At 67.4% G+C, this 16,546-nt stretch carries 15 protein-coding genes and 2 riboswitches; of the genes, 11 read left to right on the forward strand and 4 right to left on the reverse strand.

Translation table 11 applies throughout. From position 1 onward, the window contains the following. Positions 1 to 48 precede the first annotated feature (48 nt). From APZ21_RS18795 to APZ21_RS18810, 4 genes are all read right to left on the reverse strand, one after another. Positions 49 to 1,170 carry a bifunctional 2-methylcitrate synthase/citrate synthase gene (locus tag APZ21_RS18795; RefSeq protein ID WP_054814662.1) on the reverse strand — a complete coding sequence of 374 codons (1,122 nt, stop codon included), beginning with the start codon at positions 1,168 to 1,170 and terminating at the stop codon, positions 49 to 51. A gap of 2 nt (positions 1,171 to 1,172) precedes the next feature. Next, positions 1,173 to 2,087, reverse strand: a complete 915-nt coding sequence (prpB, locus tag APZ21_RS18800; RefSeq protein WP_054814625.1) for a methylisocitrate lyase — start codon at positions 2,085 to 2,087, stop codon at positions 1,173 to 1,175. Further along, complete coding sequence (prpD, locus tag APZ21_RS18805; protein WP_054814626.1) at positions 2,087 to 3,589, reverse strand: 2-methylcitrate dehydratase PrpD; 1,503 nt, start codon at positions 3,587 to 3,589, stop codon at positions 2,087 to 2,089. Before prpD ends, prpB begins: the two co-directional genes overlap by 1 nt. Before the next feature lie 244 nt (positions 3,590 to 3,833). Continuing rightward, a complete protein-coding gene (locus APZ21_RS18810; RefSeq protein WP_174553647.1) occupies positions 3,834 to 5,267 on the reverse strand; it encodes a short-chain fatty acyl-CoA regulator family protein in 1,434 nt (477 codons plus the stop codon). 295 nt (positions 5,268 to 5,562) lie between these two features. Further along, positions 5,563 to 5,796: riboswitch (cobalamin riboswitch) on the reverse strand. A gap of 377 nt (positions 5,797 to 6,173) precedes the next feature. Next, positions 6,174 to 6,283: riboswitch (cobalamin riboswitch) on the forward strand. Positions 6,284 to 6,321: 38 nt separating this feature from the next. Here APZ21_RS18810 and APZ21_RS34915 point away from each other — a divergent pair. The 11 genes from APZ21_RS34915 to APZ21_RS18865 form a co-directional block, all read left to right on the forward strand. Further along, on the forward strand, positions 6,322 to 6,669 hold the full coding sequence (locus APZ21_RS34915; protein WP_054814627.1) for a hypothetical protein: 348 nt from the start codon (positions 6,322 to 6,324) through the stop codon (positions 6,667 to 6,669). 312 nt (positions 6,670 to 6,981) lie between these two features. Next, positions 6,982 to 7,689: a DUF8020 domain-containing protein gene (locus tag APZ21_RS18820; RefSeq protein ID WP_054814664.1), complete on the forward strand. Its 708-nt coding sequence runs from the start codon at positions 6,982 to 6,984 to the stop codon at positions 7,687 to 7,689. 101 nt (positions 7,690 to 7,790) lie between these two features. Continuing rightward, positions 7,791 to 9,056 carry an ATP-grasp domain-containing protein gene (locus APZ21_RS18825; RefSeq protein WP_082393245.1) on the forward strand — a complete coding sequence of 422 codons (1,266 nt, stop codon included), beginning with the start codon at positions 7,791 to 7,793 and terminating at the stop codon, positions 9,054 to 9,056. Beyond that, positions 9,053 to 9,913, forward strand: coding sequence for a Rossmann-like domain-containing protein (locus APZ21_RS18830; protein WP_054814629.1), 861 nt, complete (start codon positions 9,053 to 9,055; stop codon positions 9,911 to 9,913). Before APZ21_RS18825 ends, APZ21_RS18830 begins: the two co-directional genes overlap by 4 nt. Next, positions 9,910 to 10,980, forward strand: a complete 1,071-nt coding sequence (locus APZ21_RS18835) for a PLP-dependent cysteine synthase family protein (RefSeq protein ID WP_054814630.1) — start codon at positions 9,910 to 9,912, stop codon at positions 10,978 to 10,980. The genes APZ21_RS18830 and APZ21_RS18835 overlap by 4 nt, the downstream gene beginning before the upstream one ends. Beyond that, positions 10,977 to 12,023: an enolase C-terminal domain-like protein gene (locus APZ21_RS18840; RefSeq protein ID WP_054814631.1), complete on the forward strand. Its 1,047-nt coding sequence runs from the start codon at positions 10,977 to 10,979 to the stop codon at positions 12,021 to 12,023. The genes APZ21_RS18835 and APZ21_RS18840 overlap by 4 nt, the downstream gene beginning before the upstream one ends. Then, the gene (locus tag APZ21_RS18845; RefSeq protein ID WP_054814632.1) at positions 12,020 to 13,333 is read left to right on the forward strand and encodes an MFS transporter; all 1,314 of its coding nucleotides are present in this window, start codon (positions 12,020 to 12,022) and stop codon (positions 13,331 to 13,333) included. The genes APZ21_RS18840 and APZ21_RS18845 overlap by 4 nt, the downstream gene beginning before the upstream one ends. After that, positions 13,314 to 14,168, forward strand: a complete 855-nt coding sequence (locus APZ21_RS18850) for a class I SAM-dependent methyltransferase (RefSeq protein ID WP_054814665.1) — start codon at positions 13,314 to 13,316, stop codon at positions 14,166 to 14,168. Before APZ21_RS18845 ends, APZ21_RS18850 begins: the two co-directional genes overlap by 20 nt. Then, positions 14,165 to 15,097: a GHMP family kinase ATP-binding protein gene (locus tag APZ21_RS18855; protein WP_054814633.1), complete on the forward strand. Its 933-nt coding sequence runs from the start codon at positions 14,165 to 14,167 to the stop codon at positions 15,095 to 15,097. Before APZ21_RS18850 ends, APZ21_RS18855 begins: the two co-directional genes overlap by 4 nt. Continuing rightward, positions 15,094 to 15,900 carry an ABC transporter ATP-binding protein gene (locus APZ21_RS18860; RefSeq protein ID WP_054814634.1) on the forward strand — a complete coding sequence of 269 codons (807 nt, stop codon included), beginning with the start codon at positions 15,094 to 15,096 and terminating at the stop codon, positions 15,898 to 15,900. The genes APZ21_RS18855 and APZ21_RS18860 overlap by 4 nt, the downstream gene beginning before the upstream one ends. Beyond that, positions 15,897 to 16,546: FecCD family ABC transporter permease (locus APZ21_RS18865; protein ID WP_204249120.1), on the forward strand; the 650-nt coding region annotated here is incomplete at its 3' end. The genes APZ21_RS18860 and APZ21_RS18865, both read left to right, overlap by 4 nt.

The following is a 16,546-nucleotide window of genomic DNA, read 5'->3' on the forward strand; positions in this document are numbered from 1 at the left end:
ACGACGGCCCGCACTGTTGTGCGAGCCGTCGATGACTGGGCGGAGAAATCAGGCGACAACCGAGCGCTGCGGCACGCCCACGTACTCGCTCAGCGGGCGGATCAACGCGTTCGACTCACCCTGTTCGACGATGTGGGCTGCCCAGCCGGTGATACGGCTCATCACGAATATCGGGGTGAACACTTCGATGTCGAAACCGAGCAGGTAATAGGCCGGGCCGGTCGGGAAGTCGAGATTCGGCTTGACCCCGGTGGCCTCGTTCATGGTGCGTTCGAGGGTCTCGTAGATCTGCACCCACTTGCCGCCGTCGGTCACCGCGGCGATGTCCAGGAACGCCTTCTTCATGGTGGGTACCCTGGAGTCACCGTTCTTGTAGACACGGTGGCCGAAGCCCATCACTTTTTCCTTCTTGGCCAGCTTGTCGCGCATCCACTGCTCGGCCAGGGCGGGATCGTCGATCTCGAGCATGTCGTGCATGACCGCTTCGTTGGCTCCGCCGTGCAGCGGGCCTTTCAGCGCGCCGATGGCGGCGGTGACCGCGCTGTAGATGTCCGACAGCGTCGAGGTGACCACGCGGGCGGCGAAGGTGGAGGCGTTGAAACTGTGCTCGGCGTAGAGGATCAGCGAGACCTCGAACGCTGTGACCAGTTCGCGCGCGGGAATGGTGCCGAAGCACATGTTCAGGAAGTTCTCGGCGTAACCCAGATGCGAATGCGGCGGAATCGGATCGAGGCCGTGCCGGCGCCGGTGATCGGCCGCGACGATCGTCGGCAGCACCGCGAGCATGCGCAGGGCCTTGGCGCGGTTGGCCTTCGCCGAATTGTCGTCCTCGGCGGGATCCTCGGCGCCGAGGTAGCTGATCGCGGTGCGCACCACGTCCATCGGGTGGCAGTTGTCGGGCATCTTGGCCACCAGCGACAGCAGCGACCGGTCGGCGCGGCGCGAGGCGCGTTCACGCTGCTGGAACTCCGCGAGTTCGGTGTGCGAGGGCAGTTCGCCGTACCACAGCAGGTAGGCGACCTGCTCGAAGGAGCAGTGCGCGGCCAGATCCTGCACCGCGTATCCCCGGTAGGTCAGCGAGTTGGTCTCGGGCACCACTTTCGAGACGGCGGTGGTGTCGACGACAACTCCCGCCAGCCCCTTGTAGATGGTCGGTATCGCGGTCTCCATCATCACCGGTTTCCTTCCAGAGTGAAATTGAAGATCTCGGAGTCGAATTCGTTGTAGCGCTCGTACTGGAGCAGTTCGTAGAGCCGGGAGCGGTGCTGCATCGTGTCAAGCAGCCCGGATTGCGTTCCCCGCTCGAAGATCTCGCGCAACCCGGCCTCGGCGGCGAACATCGCCAACCGCAAGGTCGTCACGGGGTAGATGACCGCGTTGAAACCGACCTTCTCCAGCGTCGAGGCCGGAATCAGCTCGGATTTACCGAATTCGGTCATATTCGCCAGCAGCGGCGTGTCGACGGCGGCTCGGAACTTCTCGAAATCGGCGACGGTGTGCAGCGCCTCGGTGAAGATCAGGTCCGCTCCCGCTTCGGCGTAGGCTTTCGCCCGCGAGATCGCGGCGTCGATGCCCTCGATCCCGGCGGCGTCGGTGCGCGCGCAGATCACGAAATCCGGGTCCCGGCGGGCCGATACGGCCGCGCGCAGGCGCCGCACCATCTCGCCGGTCGGCACCACGGCTTTGCCGTCGAGGTGACCGCAGCGCTTCGGGTTGACCTGATCCTCGAGATGCAACGCGGCCAGGCCAGCGTCCTCCAGGATCGTCACGGTCCGGGCGGCGCTCATGGGTTCGCCGAATCCGGTGTCGGCGTCGATGAGCACCGGCAGATCCGTGACCCGGGCGATCTGCCTGCCGCGCTCGGCGACCTCGGTCAACGTCGTCAGGCCGATGTCGGGAAGCGCGAGATCTGCGGAGACAACGGCTCCGGAGACGTAGACGCCTTCGAAGCCGATCTCCTGGATCAGCCTCGCGACCAGCGGGTTGAACGCCCCCGGGATGCGCTGGATCTTCCCCGAGGTCAGACCGGCGCGAAATGCTTTGCGCTTGTCCGAGGCCGAGGTGTTCGCGGCCAGCGGCCCGGCCATCAGAACAGGCCCTTCGGCGCGCGGGGCGCGCGGGCGAGCACATCCGGCGAGACGGTGAACGTGAGCTCCGACAGGTCATCGGCGGACAGCTCACCCGCACGCTGGACCACCGCCAGGAAGCGATCCTGTTCGGCGGGCTCGATCACACCCTCGGCCAAAGTGCGGAACTTGGCGATGTACTGCTCGCGCGCGAACGGCCGCGCACCGAGCGGATGAGCATCGGCGACGGCGAGTTCGTCGACGATCACCTCACCGCTCTTCAGGGTGACCTCGGCGCGCGCGCCGAACGCCTTCTCGTTCGGGTCGTTCGAGTGGTAGCGGCGGGTCCATTCCGGGTCCTCGGCGGTGGAGATCTTGTTCCACAGCGCGATCGTGTCCGGGCGCCGGGCGCGTTCGGGGGCGTAGGAGCGCTCGTGGTGCCAGGTGCCGTCCTGGAGGGCGACGGCGAAGATGTACATGACCGAGTGATCCAGGGTCTCGCGCGAGGCGGCCGGATCGAACTTCTGCGGATCACCCGAGCCGGTGCCGATCACCACGTGGGTGTGATGGCTGGTGTGCAGCACGATCGAGGCGATCTGCGACAGGTCGCCGACGCGGTCACGCAGGCGGCGGGCCAGATCGATGGGGGCCTGCGACTGGTATTCGGCCGAGTGTTGCTTGGTGTAGGTGTCGAGGATGCCGCGCTTGGGCTCACCGGGACCGGGCAGCGGCACCGAGTACTCCTTCCCGGGTCCGCCCAGCAGCCAGGCGATCACACCGTCCTCGCCCTCCCAGATCGGCGACGGCGCGCCCTCCCCACGCAGCGCCCGGTCGACCGCCTCCACCGCCATCTTCCCGGCGAAGGCGGGCGCGTACGCCTTCCAGCTCGAGATCTCGCCCTTGCGCGACTGCCTGGTCGCGGTCGTGGTGTGCAATGCCTGGCCGATCGCCTGGTAGATGGTCTCGACGTCCAGGCCGAGCAGGGTGCCGATCCCGGCGGCGGCCGACGGGCCGAGGTGGGCGACGTGGTCGATCTTGTGCTCGTGCAGGCAGATCGAGCGCACCAGATCCACCTGGATCTCGTAACCGGTCGCCAGACCCCGGATCAGATCGCGTCCGTCGCGGCCGGTGTGCTGGGCGACCGCCAGGATCGACGGGATGTTGTCACCGGGATGGGAGTACTCGGCGGCCAGGAAGGTGTCGTGGAAGTCGAGTTCGCGCACCGCGACACCGTTGGCCCACGCCGCCCACTCCGGGGAAAAGCGGCCCTCGGCGCCGAACACCGTCGCCCCGGGTGTGTACGGATGAGTCAGTGCCTGGGCGCGAGCAGTGGACACCGGCCCTCGCGTCAGCGACGCGGCCGCGACCGCCGCGTTGTCGATGATCCGGTTGACGATCATCTCCTCGACCTCGGGAACGACCGCGACCGGATCCGCGGCCACCTCGGCGATCCGCCACGCGAGGTGTTCCTCGCGCGGAAAGTTCTCGGCCGAACGGTGCGTGCGGACTAGATGGTTCTTCACGGTCCAGACCCTCCAAGATGTCGTTTTTCGCTCGTTTCGCACGCTACGCACCACCAACAGCCGAAGAGAATACGTTGCAGAAAGCGAATTTTGCGGAAGCAGACCTGCAAATTTGCGTAATCTGCGAAAGCGCGCGGCATGACGATCGAATGGGCGCCGACGAAGTATTTACCCTGAATTCCGGGAGAGGAATACTCGAGCACGATGTGACAACCGAGGCGAGATTGTTCTCCGTCGCGACCGATCAATCATCGGTGACGTGAGCCAGCGGAGCGTAGGGAGTGTTCGCCGGGCGATTCTCATCGGCGGCCAGCGGGCGCCCGATCTGGGGAAACGCTCGCTGACCGCACGCGGCCCGTTCACAGACGCGGCAGCCCGCGCCGATCGGAACGGCCACCGCAGGGTCGTCGAGGGGAAGGCCGTGCGAATACACGAGCTTCTCGGCGAAGGTCAGGTCACAACCGAGACCCACCGCGAAATCACGCGCGGGGGCCAAGTAGCCGGGATTGCTCTCGCCGGTGGTGCGAGCCAACCAGAGGTAGGTACGCCCATCGGGCATCTGCGCGATCTGGGTCAGGATCCGTCCCGGCGTGGCGAAGGCATCGTGCACCACCCACAACGGGCAACTACCGCCGACCCGCGAGAAATGGAAAGCCGTCGCGGACTGGCGCTTGGAGATATTGCCCGCCCGATCGGTGCGGACGAAGAAGAACGGCACACCACGCTGACCTTTTCGCTGCAACGTCGACAGCCGGTGACAGACCGTCTCGAACCCGACCTCGAACTGCGCCGAGAGCAGATCGATGTCGTAGCGCAGTTCCTCCGCCGCTTCCAGGAACAGCCCATACGGCAGGATCAGCGCACCGGCGAAATAGTTCGCCAGACCGATCCGCAACAACCTGCGAGATTCCGCGGGCAACGTCGTAGTCTCGGCCAGCAATTGCTCGATCAACTCCGCGCAGCTGAGAAAGGCCAGCTGAGTAGCGAGCTGGAAAGCACGCTGCCCGACCGTCAGCCGACGCGCGAGAGTGAGCGTGCGCGCCGCCCGATCGTATATCCGTTTGGGTCCCGGTTTCCTCGGGTCCTCCGAACGGATACGCACGACCACGTCATACCGATCATTCAGCATTCGAGCCAGTTGCAGATCCAAACCGCCGAGGGTGAAACCACTCGTGACAAACAATTCCTCGGCAGCGATATCCAAGGCGGCGATGTAATTGCGACGGTCGTAGAAATAGTCGCGAACATCCTCATACGGCATCGCCGTGCGTGAATTCCGCGCGGGCAGGTCAATACCCGCCGACAGCAGGTCGAGCTGCCCATTGGCCGCGCGAAGCCGACGATGCTGGCTGATCAACAACCTGGCCGCGGTCGGTGCCCGCGACAACAAATCATCGAGTTCACCACCGGAGACAGCACCTGCCTCCGGATCCTGCGCGAACACCTCGTGAAGGTCGGCCAACAGCCGAGCATCGGTCTCCGCGGCGAAGAAACCCACCTCCAGATCGAAAGTGGCGGTCAACCGCATCAACACCGGAACCGTCAGCGGGCGTTGATCGTTCTCGAGCTGATTGACATAGCTCACCGACAAACCCAGCGCCTTGGCCAGACCCGACTGCGACAACTTCCGTTGCTCACGCAACACCCGCAGCCGGCCACCGGCATACATCTTCTCCACCGCAGCACCCTTGCTATCGGGAAATCGACCGGGCGCGGGCACAACGGCGTCCGAGCCCGCAAGCCCGTCGAGCCTCGAAAGTTCGAGCGGTCCCACCGACCGGACGGATCGGGGGCGAGTAACGCCCCACAGTGGAGGCACCCACCGGTGTCGACATGTCATGCGCTCCATTGATAGCGGGTAGGGCCACCACCCCGCTTCCGAACGCGCGCACGACAACACACCCGGGCGACGCCTGGGCGCATTCAGATGTCGGCGTAGCGCCCAATCCACGAGGCGACAACCACCGGACACGATGTATCCGGTACAGCGGGCAGGTCTTCGGACTCGCGGGCACCGGCCCGTTTCGGCCGACCCCGGCGAAATACGCCCGGGCTGCTACTACCAAGCCGTCGCTTCCCAGGCCACCGGCCCAGTGCTCATGTGACGACAGTCGCTCCCACTCACCGCTGCGGGACAGTCCCGGATTCCCACCGGGTTCCCTCTCACCCCTCGCCTCAGAACAAGGTCCCGGACGACAGGTTTCGACATCCCCGCACGCCGAAGCGACCGGAGATGAACCAGCTGCACCGACCAGGATAAACGGATCCCGCAAACCCCGAGCACCAGACCTGCGGTACTACCCCTCGGAGTGTTCGACCCGGGCGGCGTCAGGCTGTGCCGTGCCGCCGTCCTCTCCCTGACAGCGCGGCCGATCGGCCATCCCCCGCCCCCATGTAGCGATACATGCCCTCCGGCCACTTTCCGTCCGAGCGATGACCGGTGCGTCGATGAGGTTCGGTGCGTCGGTGGGTCACTCGGCAGTTGCTGGTCGAGGTAGCTGGTTCATCATGACGCGCACGGACCTCGGTGTCGCGGTGTCGAGTCACTGCCCCTGAACGTCGCAGGGGCGGTGGTGAGAGCGAACCCGGTGGGAATCCGGGACTGTCCCGCAGCGGTGAACGGGAACGAAGCCGTCAACAGCACTGGACTCCGGTCCGGGAAGCGACGGCCGGTAGGACGCGATGTCTGTCGGCGCGAGTCGTGCGCAACGCACTCTGCCTGTCCGCTCACCATGGTGGCGAGACTCTTCCGGCCAGGCGGGGCCCCTTCGTCGCTGATCAGCGATTTCATCCGGGAGGTTCCGCGCCCGCTTCAGCGCCGCGAGGGCGAGGTCGATGGCGAGGAACGCGACCAGTGTGATGCCGAGCAGGGGCAGGAACCAGCCGATCGCAACGGCGAAGACCGCGAGCACGACGACCCCCGCGAGCGGGGCTCGGCCGATGCCGCCGCGCAGTGGTGGCCGCCCGAGGGCCCGCCCGAGCCAGAAGGCGAGCGCGTCCGCGGCGGACATCCAGGCAGGTTCGAAATACACTGCGGGCGCGGCGATCTCGGCCGCGGCTTGAAGGCCGACTTCGCTTAGCCGCTCGATGAAGAGTCCGGTCTGAAAGTTCGGTCCAGTCTCGTGAGAAGCCCCGGCGCGAGGTCGACCGGCGACCATTCGGCGAGACCGGAACCGCGTACCGCCGACTGCTCGGAGCTCGACTCTCGCAGCATCGCTGGACTTCCCCTCGCTATCGCCACCCGCCGACCTCGGTCGTGGAACTCACTCCAGCGGTGTCGAGACAACCGCGAAGGGCGCAACTCCCGCCACCCCACTATGCAAATGGGAATCATTATCAGTAATATTCTCTTCGGCGCTCAGCCACCCGGAATACAGATGAGGAAACCGAAGATGTTCATCACGAAGACCGCCGCCGCGGGCCTGGGGGCGGCGATGCTGTTCACCGCCATGACATTCGGCCAGGGCAGCGCACACGCGACTTACACCGACGCGGTGGGGTTCCGCGCCGAGACCACCGAAACCGCCACCGTCATCACCACCGACGCGGGCTCGCTGACGGTCGAGGACGGCGTCTTCAAGATCAAGGCGGCCGACGGAGCCACGCTCGCGGGCAGCGAACTGTCGTTCCGGGTCGATGACTTCGTGTTCCCGATCGAGGCGAAGGTCGATGACCGCACTGCGGTCCTGACCCCGCGATTCGACCTCGCCCACGCGAAATATCAGCCGGTCGCGCTTCCGTTCGAGGACAAGGCGCCGTGGAAGAACGAGTACGACCGCGAGCAGGCCGCCTGGAGCCGCATGACGAGCACCATCTCGATGGGCGCGACGATCGGCACCCTCGTCGGCGGACTCGGCGGGGCCGCGGTGGGCTGCCTACTCGGCGGCATCGCCGGAGCGACAGTCGCGTCGGCGACCATCGTCGGACTGTTCGGGCCCTTCGTCCCGGCCGCGGCCGTCGGTTGCGTCGGCGGAATCGTCGCGGTCGGCGCGCTCGGCACCGTCGCGGGACAGCTGCTGGTGACCGCGCCGGTCGCGATCCTGGCCGCCGCGCAGTACTTCACCACACTGAACTCTCCCGCCCCGACGCCGGCCAAGTAGTCCGAAGAGTTCGATGCTCGAAACCTCTTCTCCCGGGAAGGTTTCGAGCATGCTCAGTAACGATTATCATTTCCATACACTCTAGGTGACGAGGAGACCGCGTGGGACATCTACTCATGGTGGAGAGCTGGGTCGGATCGATGAGCACACTGCTTCCCCGAGGCATTCACGACCGAGGGCATACCTTCACCTTCCTCACCCGCGACCTCGGCCACTACCTGCGAGCCGTCCCCGATCCTGCCCATCCCCTGCTCTCGGCGGCCAACATCGTGTCCGCGGACAGCAACGACGAGTCGGCTGTCGCGTCCTACGCGCGCGACCTGCACCGAGTGTTGCGCTTCGACGGCGTCCTGTCCTCCTGCGACTACTACCTTCCGACGGTGGCGAGCATCGCCGCCGAACTCGGACTGCCCGGACCGCGCCGCGACGCCGTCGCCGCGGCGTGCGACAAGGCCAAGACGCGCGAACTCTGCTCAGCGGCGGGCGTTCCCGGCCCCCACTACGCTGTCGCCGCCCGCTGGGCCGATATCGCCGCCGCCGCCGAGGAGATCGGATACCCGGTGGTCGTGAAGCCGATCGACCTGTGCGGCGGCATGTTCGTGCGTCGGGTCGAGGACGTCGATCAACTGCGGGCGGCTGTCGACGCGATCGCAGGCTTCCCGGTCAACGCGCGCGGACAGGCGCGGGCGCCGCAAGTCCTGGTCGAACAGTGCCTGGTGGGCGAGGAATTCAGCGTCGAAACCGTCACGGTCGGCGGCCGGACCACGATCGTCGGAATCACCGACAAACGGGTGGTCGGCGACGGATGCTACATCGAGGCCGGTCACATGTTCCCCGCCGCGCTCGCGCCCGCACTGGCCGAAAGCATCGGCGGCCTCGCGGTTTCCGCGATCCAGGCCCTGGGCCTGGACGGCACGGTGGCCCACACCGAGGTGAAACTGACCGCCGAGGGACCACGCCTGATCGAGGTCAACCCCCGCCCGGCGGGAAACCGGATCACCGAATTGGTGCGGCGTGTGACGGGTATCGACCTCGCCGCCGCGCACGCGGATCTCGCCGCGGGCGTCGAACCCGATCTCGCGCAGCGGGATACGGGTATCGGCAGCGCGGCGATCGCCTTCCTCGTCCCCGACCGCACGGGTGAACTCGAGGAGATCGTCGGTGCGCAGCGGTGGTCCGAGACCGAGCACATCGTCGAACACACGCTGGCCGCACCGGGTAAGACGGTGCGCGCCGCGAACAGCAACAACGAGTACCTGGGCCACGTGATGGTCGTGGACGAGAAACCGGGAACCGCGGGGGCCATCGCGGCCGACCTCATCGAGGAACTGCGCGTGTCCTTCCGTGACGACAGCGAACGCGCATGACCGAAACGCACACCACGCGGGCCCCCTCCGGCTTTCGAACCGTGGCGGCGCTGATCGACAGCGTCCGTGCGGGGTCAATCGGTCCCGCCCCCGACACGATCTCGGTCTCGACGGCGTTCCTCACCGCTTACGGCACCCGCCACACCGGCCGCACCAACGGGTATCGCAACGAGATCCTCAGCCTGCGAATCGGATCGGCGGTGGGATCGTGCGGCGCCGAACCCGGACACCACCACGAGCTCTCCGAGGCCCTCGACCAGTGCGTGGGCACGACGGTCTCCGACCTGCTCGACCATCCGATCCCCGCCGTTCGGATCGCAGCCCTGGACGGCTATCTCATGCATGTGCATCCCCATCCGCGAGCCGCCGGGTGTTCCGGCGCGGCGATCGTCGTGGACGGACCGTCCTCGCTGGCCAAATCACAGGTCCGAGCGCGGACGGTAGCCGATCTGCTCCCCGTCGCCGGGGTGCGTACTGTCCTGGTGATCGGTGTGGTCAACTCCCTGCTGGCCCAACTCCGGGCCCGCGGGATCAGCTATATCGCATGCGACGCGGTCGGCGGCGTGACCGAATGGGGCGAGCCGGTCCTGACGTCCACCTCCCTGGTCACCGCGGACTACGACGCGCTGCTCGTCACCGGAATGACCTTGGTCAACGGCAGTTTCGACGACGTGTTGCGCGACGCGAGCCAACGCGACATCCCGTTGGTCATGTTCGCCCAGAGCGGCAGCGCGGTGCTGCCGTGGTTCCTCGGAGATGGCGCGGTCACCGCGATTTCCGCCGAACCATATCCCTTCTTCTCCCTCGACGGCGGTCCGAGCACCCATTTCCACTACCGTCGATCGGAGAGGCGATGACCGCCGCGGCCCATCCGCACGCTGGACGACACGAACTCCTCCGCATGATCGGCGGCACGCCTTTGGCCCGAATTCCCGTGGGGTCCGCGAGCCGAGCCCACTACTGGGCCAAGATCGAAGACGCCGGACTCGGCGGCATGAAAGCGCGTGCCGCCGCCTCGATGCTGCTCGCGGCGATCGATCGCGGCGAACTGCGCCCCGGCGCGCCGATCGTCGAATCCAGCAGCGGCACACTCGGTGTCGGACTCGCCTTGGCGGGCCGGGCACTGGGGCATCCGGTGATCCTGGTGGTCGACCGCGAACTCGAACCCGACATGCGCAGATTGTTCGACATCTACGGAGTACGACTCGAGATCGTCGACGCGGCGCACCACGAGGGCGGTTGGCAGCGCGCACGCCTGGACCGCTTGGCCGAAGTGGTCGCCGCGACTCCGGACGCCTACTGGCCCGACCAGTACAACAACCCCGACAACGCGCTCGGCTACACCGCGATGGCCGAGGAGATCCTGGCCCAAGCCGAGCCGATGGATATCCTGGTCGCCAGTGTCGGCTCAGGGGGGCACTGCGCGGGCCTGACCAGGACACTGCGACGACACTGGCCCCGGCTGCGCGTCGTCGGCGTGGATTCGGTGAACTCCCGCATCTTCGGCCAGCCGTGTAAGGACCGGATCATGCGGGGGTTGGGCAGCAGCATCCTACCGCGCAACGTCGTCTATTCCGACTACGACGAAGTGCATTGGGTGGGTCCGGTCGAGACGGTCGCCTCCTGCCGGTCGGTGGCCGCGCTCACCTGTCTGGCGGGCGGATGGAGCACCGGCGCCGTGGCTCTCGTGGCGAACTGGCTGGCCCGCGAGGAACCGGCGGCACGGGTGCTGACCGTGTTCCCAGACGGTCCGCACCGATATCTACACACCATCTACGACGACGACTGGTGCGCGGTACGCGGACTCCTGGCGACGCCGCGCTCCGAACCGACCGAACTCGCCGACCCCGGCGAGACAGAGGTCGACGGCTGGGGTCGGTGCCGCGTCGTGCGCGATCCCGCGATTCGAGAGGTGCGGTCGTGAAACTCGATTGGCACAGCATCCGTATCGAGTTGCGCGAGCCACTGCGCATCTCACGCGCGACCATGTCGACGCGAGACGCCGTGTGGGTCACATTCACCGATGCTGACACCCTCGGCCGCGGCGAAGTCGTCACCAGTCCACGTCTCGGCATCACCCTCGATGCCATCGATCGGGCGCTGCGGCAGGTGGCCGACTGGGTTGCCACCGAACGGGATCCGCGAGAACTGCGCGTTCGACTACCCGAACTGCGCGCGCTGCTTCCCGACGCGCTGCCGGTGGTCGCCGCGGTCGACGTTGCCCTGCACGACTTCCTGGCGATCCGGGCCGGACAACCCCTCGACGCCTACCTCGGTATGCCGCAATGGGATTCGGCGCCGACGGCGTACACACTCGGCATCGTGCCGGTCGAGAATGCGGTACGCGGCGCCCGCGAACTCACCGCGGCGGGTTTCACCGTCCTCAAATTGAAGTTGGGAAGCACTACCCCCGACGACGACATCGCCCGGGTGCGTGCGGTGCGAGCGGCCGCCCCCGACGCCCGGCTGATCCTCGATCCCAACGGAGCCTGGGACGCCGAGACCGCGGTGCGCGTACTCACCGACTTGGCCGACGCGCGGATAGCCGCGGTCGAACAGCCCGTCCCCGCGGGCGAACTCGCGGCACTGGACGCGGTAGCCGCCGCGATACCGATGCCGGTGATCGCCGACGAGGACGCGGGCACGGTCGAGCAACTGGAACTACTGCCGCCCTCCGTGGCCGGTATCAACATCAAGCTCGCCGAGTGCGGCGGACTGCACGCCGCCGTCGCGATGATCGAGTGGGCCAGGACCGCGCGCATGGATGTCATGCTCGGCTGCCAAGCCTCCACGTCGGCGAGTATCGCGCCCGCCGCGCATCTCAGCGGCGCCGCGCGCTGGATCGACCTGGACGGCCACCTCCTCATCGCCGACGACCCCTGGCGCGGACTCGCCGGTTCCGACGGGATACTCCGCAGGCCCGCGGGCCTCGGCTCGGGCATCGAACGCCGGGAAACCGCCGCATGACCACGCTGCGCTTGTTCCGAACCTTCCCCTTGTCGGTGCGGTTGCTGCTGGTCAACCAATTGGCGGGCAATATCGGGTTCTACATGCTCATTCCGTTCCTGGCCGATTATCTGCTCGAGGATCTGGCGCTTTCGGCCGCGGTGGTCGGTGTGGTGCTCGGGGTGCGCAACCTCAGCCAGCAAGGACTGTTCCTGGTCGGTGGCACCGCCGCCGACCGCCTGGGGGCACGGCGGGTGATCATCGTCGGCGCCGCGATCCGCGCGACCGGTTTCACACTCTTCGCGGTCGGCGGCTCACTGCCGGTCGTCCTGCTCGCATCCGTCCTGACCGGTTTCGCCGGCGCGCTGTTCAACCCGGCGGTCCGCGCCTACATCGCCCGCGACAGCGACGACCGCGCCGCCGACGCCTTCGCGCTGTTCAACATCTTCGGCAATGTCGGCTCGGCCGCCGGACCGATCGTCGGAACCGTATTGATCTCACTGGGATTCCGGCTCACCGCGGTGGTCGCGGCCGGGGTGTTCCTCACCCTGACCATCGCCCAGCTGCTGCTGTTGCCGGACCGCCGCGCCACACCGAGCGGCACCCACGTGCTCGGCGATCTCGCCACCCTGGCGCGCCACCGCGCGTTCTGGCTGTTCGCCGTCGCGCTGATGGGCATGTTCGCGTTGCAGAGCCAGATCTACTTCATCTTCACCCTGCAAGCACAGAACGCGGCAGGCGATACCGCGGGCGCTGCCGCCGTCGCGGCGTTGTTCCTCACCGAGACGGTCGTGATCCTGGCCTTGCAGGTGCGTATCACCCGCGTATTCGGCTCCCGCGCCCGCGGTCCCGCCATGGCCATCGGCATGGCCGTCATGGGCGGCGCGTTCCTGGTGCCGCCCGCGGCCGCGCGGGTCATCGACGCGGTCACCGACGGTGGCGCTCCGCTCGTCGTGGCGGTCGTCCCCGTCCTTATCGCGGCCGCGATCCTGGCGATCGGCATCATGACCGTCCAGCCGTTCGTCAACGAACTCATCCCGCGGTTCGGCGGCCCAAGCCTGACCGGAACCTACTATGGGGCCTTCTATCTGGTTTCCGGCGTGTTCACGGTGACGCTCACCTCGACAGTGGGCAGCGCGATCGACCGCCTGGGCGGTGCTCTCGCGTGGTGGCCCGCGTCGCTGTGCGCCGCGACGGGCTTCGCCTCGGCCGCGGCGGTACTCGCGCTGCACCGATCCGGCGTACTGCCCGCCCCCGGCGGGGGTGCTGCCGAACGCGTTCCCACCGCCCTCGTGAAAGGTGAATCCGCCGATGACACCGACCGGCACTAGCCCGACGCTGGTCAGCGAGAACCTGCTGACCGACAACCCCGCGCTCTACGAGCAGACATTCCCCGACACCGGCGCACGCAACGCCCGCTTCGTCCACGACCTCGTCACACGCTTCGCCGACACCGAACCCACAGCCGACACCCGACTGCTCGACGTCGGCGCGGGCACCGGTCGGGACGCGGCGCGGCTCGCCGAGATCGGCTATCGCGTTTCCGGCGTGGATATCTCGGCCCGGATGGTCGACTACGCCCGCGCGAAGTACCGGGGACCGGATTTCCGCGTGGGCGACGCCAGAGAGGTCGAGGTGCGCGAACCCGTCGATGTACTCACCTGCCTGGGCAGCACGCTGCTGCACCTGCACGAAACCCGCGACATCCGTACCGCGCTCACCGCGTTCCACCGATGCCTGCGCGAAGACGGACTGCTGATCATGGAGATGCGCAACGCGGCGTTTCTGCTGACCGACCGCGGCCGCCGGGAGCTGTTGGCCGAGGAGTCGACGCGTCGCATCGAATGGGAGGGCGTCGGATACACCTCGCGCACCGTACTGTCGATCGATCTGCCCGCACAGCTGCTACGTCGACGCCGGACATGGACGTGGGACGGATGCGCGGAACCGGTAGCCCAGGACACCGCTTGGCGACTGCTTTTTCCGCAGGAACTCCGGCATCTGCTGGAGTCGTGCGGTTTCGATATCGTCGCTCTTTTCGACCGTCCCGGCCCGCTCACCGAACCGGCGTGGCCCGGCGATGGCGTACTGAGCGACCGACTCGACGACGACCGCCTGCATGTGGTGGCACGGCGAGCCCGTACGAACCGCGCGGCCGCGCGGTGAACCCGCCACGAAAGATCGGTGTCGGCAGCGCTTTCGGCAGCTGCGGCGAGTTGCTGCAAGGAGTCACCGCCGACAATCGCGACTTCCTCGTCACCCTGCCCATCCGCGAGGGATCGGTCGCCGTCTTCGAATCCGACCCGCACAGCGCCCACGTCCGGGTATCGCCGCCGCACAAGACGAAGGCTCTCGCGCTCGCGGAAATGATGCTGGAGACGTCGCCACGAGAACACGGCGGCCACTTGACGATCATCAGCGAATTACCCGAGGGCAAGGGGCTGGCCAGTTCCACCGCCGATCTGGTCGCCACCGCACGCGCCGTGGCCGACAGCCACGGCGCGGCGACGGACGCGGCCGAGATCGAAGCCCACCTGCGGCGCATCGAACCCTCCGACGGCGTGATGTATCCCGGCGCGGTCGCCTTCTACCACCGAGAGGTCCGGTTGCTCTCCCGACTACAGCCCCTGCCGCCGATGACCATCGTTCTCGGCGACGAAGGCGGACAGCTCGACACCGTCGAGTTCAACCGGCGCGACAAACCGTTCTCGTTCGCCGACACGCGCGAATACAGCGCGATGCTGGCCGAACTCACAGCCGCCATCGGCCGTGGCGACCTTGCCATGATCGGCGCCATCGCCACGCGCAGCGCGATCAAGAACTCCGCACTGCGCGAACGCCCGCATCTGGACATGGTTACCACCGCCGCCCGGCGACTCGGCGCGCTCGGCGTGGTGGTGGCCCACAGCGGCACCACCACCGGCATCCTGCTCGCCGACGCCGATCCCGACCGCGACCGCAAACTGGCGCAGGCGCGGGAAGTCTGCGCCGGATTCGCCGTTTCCGTCTCCGTGCACCACACCTGGCGGCCGGGACCACCGGACTGGCCGGTCGGATCGCGGCAATCGCTGTCCGGCGCCGGGGCGAGCGCATGATCACCACGGACGGCGTTCACTTCGACTACGACGGTGCGACCGTACTGTCCGGGGTAGGGCTGACCGCCGCGTCCGGCACCACGCTGGGACTCATCGGCCCCAACGGTTCCGGCAAGTCGACCCTGCTGCGAGTGATCTACCGCGCGCTGCGTCCGCGCGCGGGAACGGTGCTGATCGACGGAACACCGGTCGAGTCCATGCGCGGCAAGCAGATGGCCGCCCGCCTCGCCGTGGTCACCCAGGAATCCTCGAGCGATACACCTGTCACTGTCGCGGAGATGGTGCTGCTCGGCCGGTCGCCGTGGGCGGGAGCGTTCCAGGGGTACTCCCGCGAGGACCGCGTCGTCGCCGCGGCGGCCATGCGTCGAGTAGGCGTGCGCGAGTTCGCCGACCGCAGCTTCGCCTCGCTCTCGGGCGGGGAACGCCAGCGGGTGCTGATCGCAAGGGCGCTGGCCCAGCAGGCCGACCACATCCTGCTCGACGAGCCGACCAACCACCTCGATGTCCGCTACCAACACGAACTGCTCGGGCTCGTCAGCGAATTGGCGGTCACCACGGTGATCGTGCTGCACGACCTCAATCTCGCCGCCCGCTACTGCGATCGCCTGGTACTGCTCGACCGAGGACGGATCACCGCGACGGGAACAGTCGACGAGGTCCTCACCCCGGAGGTGCTCGAGCCCGTGTACCAGGTGTCGGTGCAACGCTCGACCGCCTTCGGCTCCACCCAGTTGCTTTTCGGACCATCGCCGGCCGCGCCCGTGAACGAGACGGTCGACAGCGGGAAGGTACTGCAATCGTGACCACCACTCTGGCACCCCCGCCCGCCGACGATCTCGATCACGCCACGAAACGATGGGCGACCATCGGGTGGACCACTGGACTGAGCGCGCTTCTCGTCGTCACCATCGTCGTCGCGACGGGACTGGGTCCGGTGTCGGTCCCCCCGCTGACCGTCGCCGAAATCGTGTGCCACCACATGTTCGGGTGGCCCGGCGACATCGACTGGAGCCGGGCGCACGACGCGATCGTGTGGCAGGTGCGCACCCCGAGGGTGCTGCTCGGCGCCTGCGTGGGCGCCGCACTGGCGGTGAGCGGTGTGGTGTTGCAGACCCTCATCCGCAACGCGCTGGCCGACCCGCACATCCTCGGCGTCACCTCGGGCGCTTCCACCGGCGCCGCGGTCTGCCTGCTGTTCGGCTCCACCACGGCCGCCTCCGCGGCCGCCCTCACCTCCAGTGCTTTCGTCGGCGCGGTGATCGCCACCGTCCTATTGTTCCTCGTCGCCAGGATCAACGGACAGATGACCTCCCTGCGGCTACTGCTCGGCGGCGTCACGATCGGCTACATATTCTCCGCGGCGACCAGCTTCCTCATCTTCGCCTCGGACTCCCCCGAGGGCGCCCGCGCGGTCCTGTTCTGGCTGCTGGGCTCGCTGGGGTCGGCGGC

The sequence above is a fragment of the Nocardia arizonensis genome, from assembly GCF_001310275.1.
Lineage (GTDB): Bacteria > Actinomycetota > Actinomycetes > Mycobacteriales > Mycobacteriaceae > Nocardia > Nocardia arizonensis.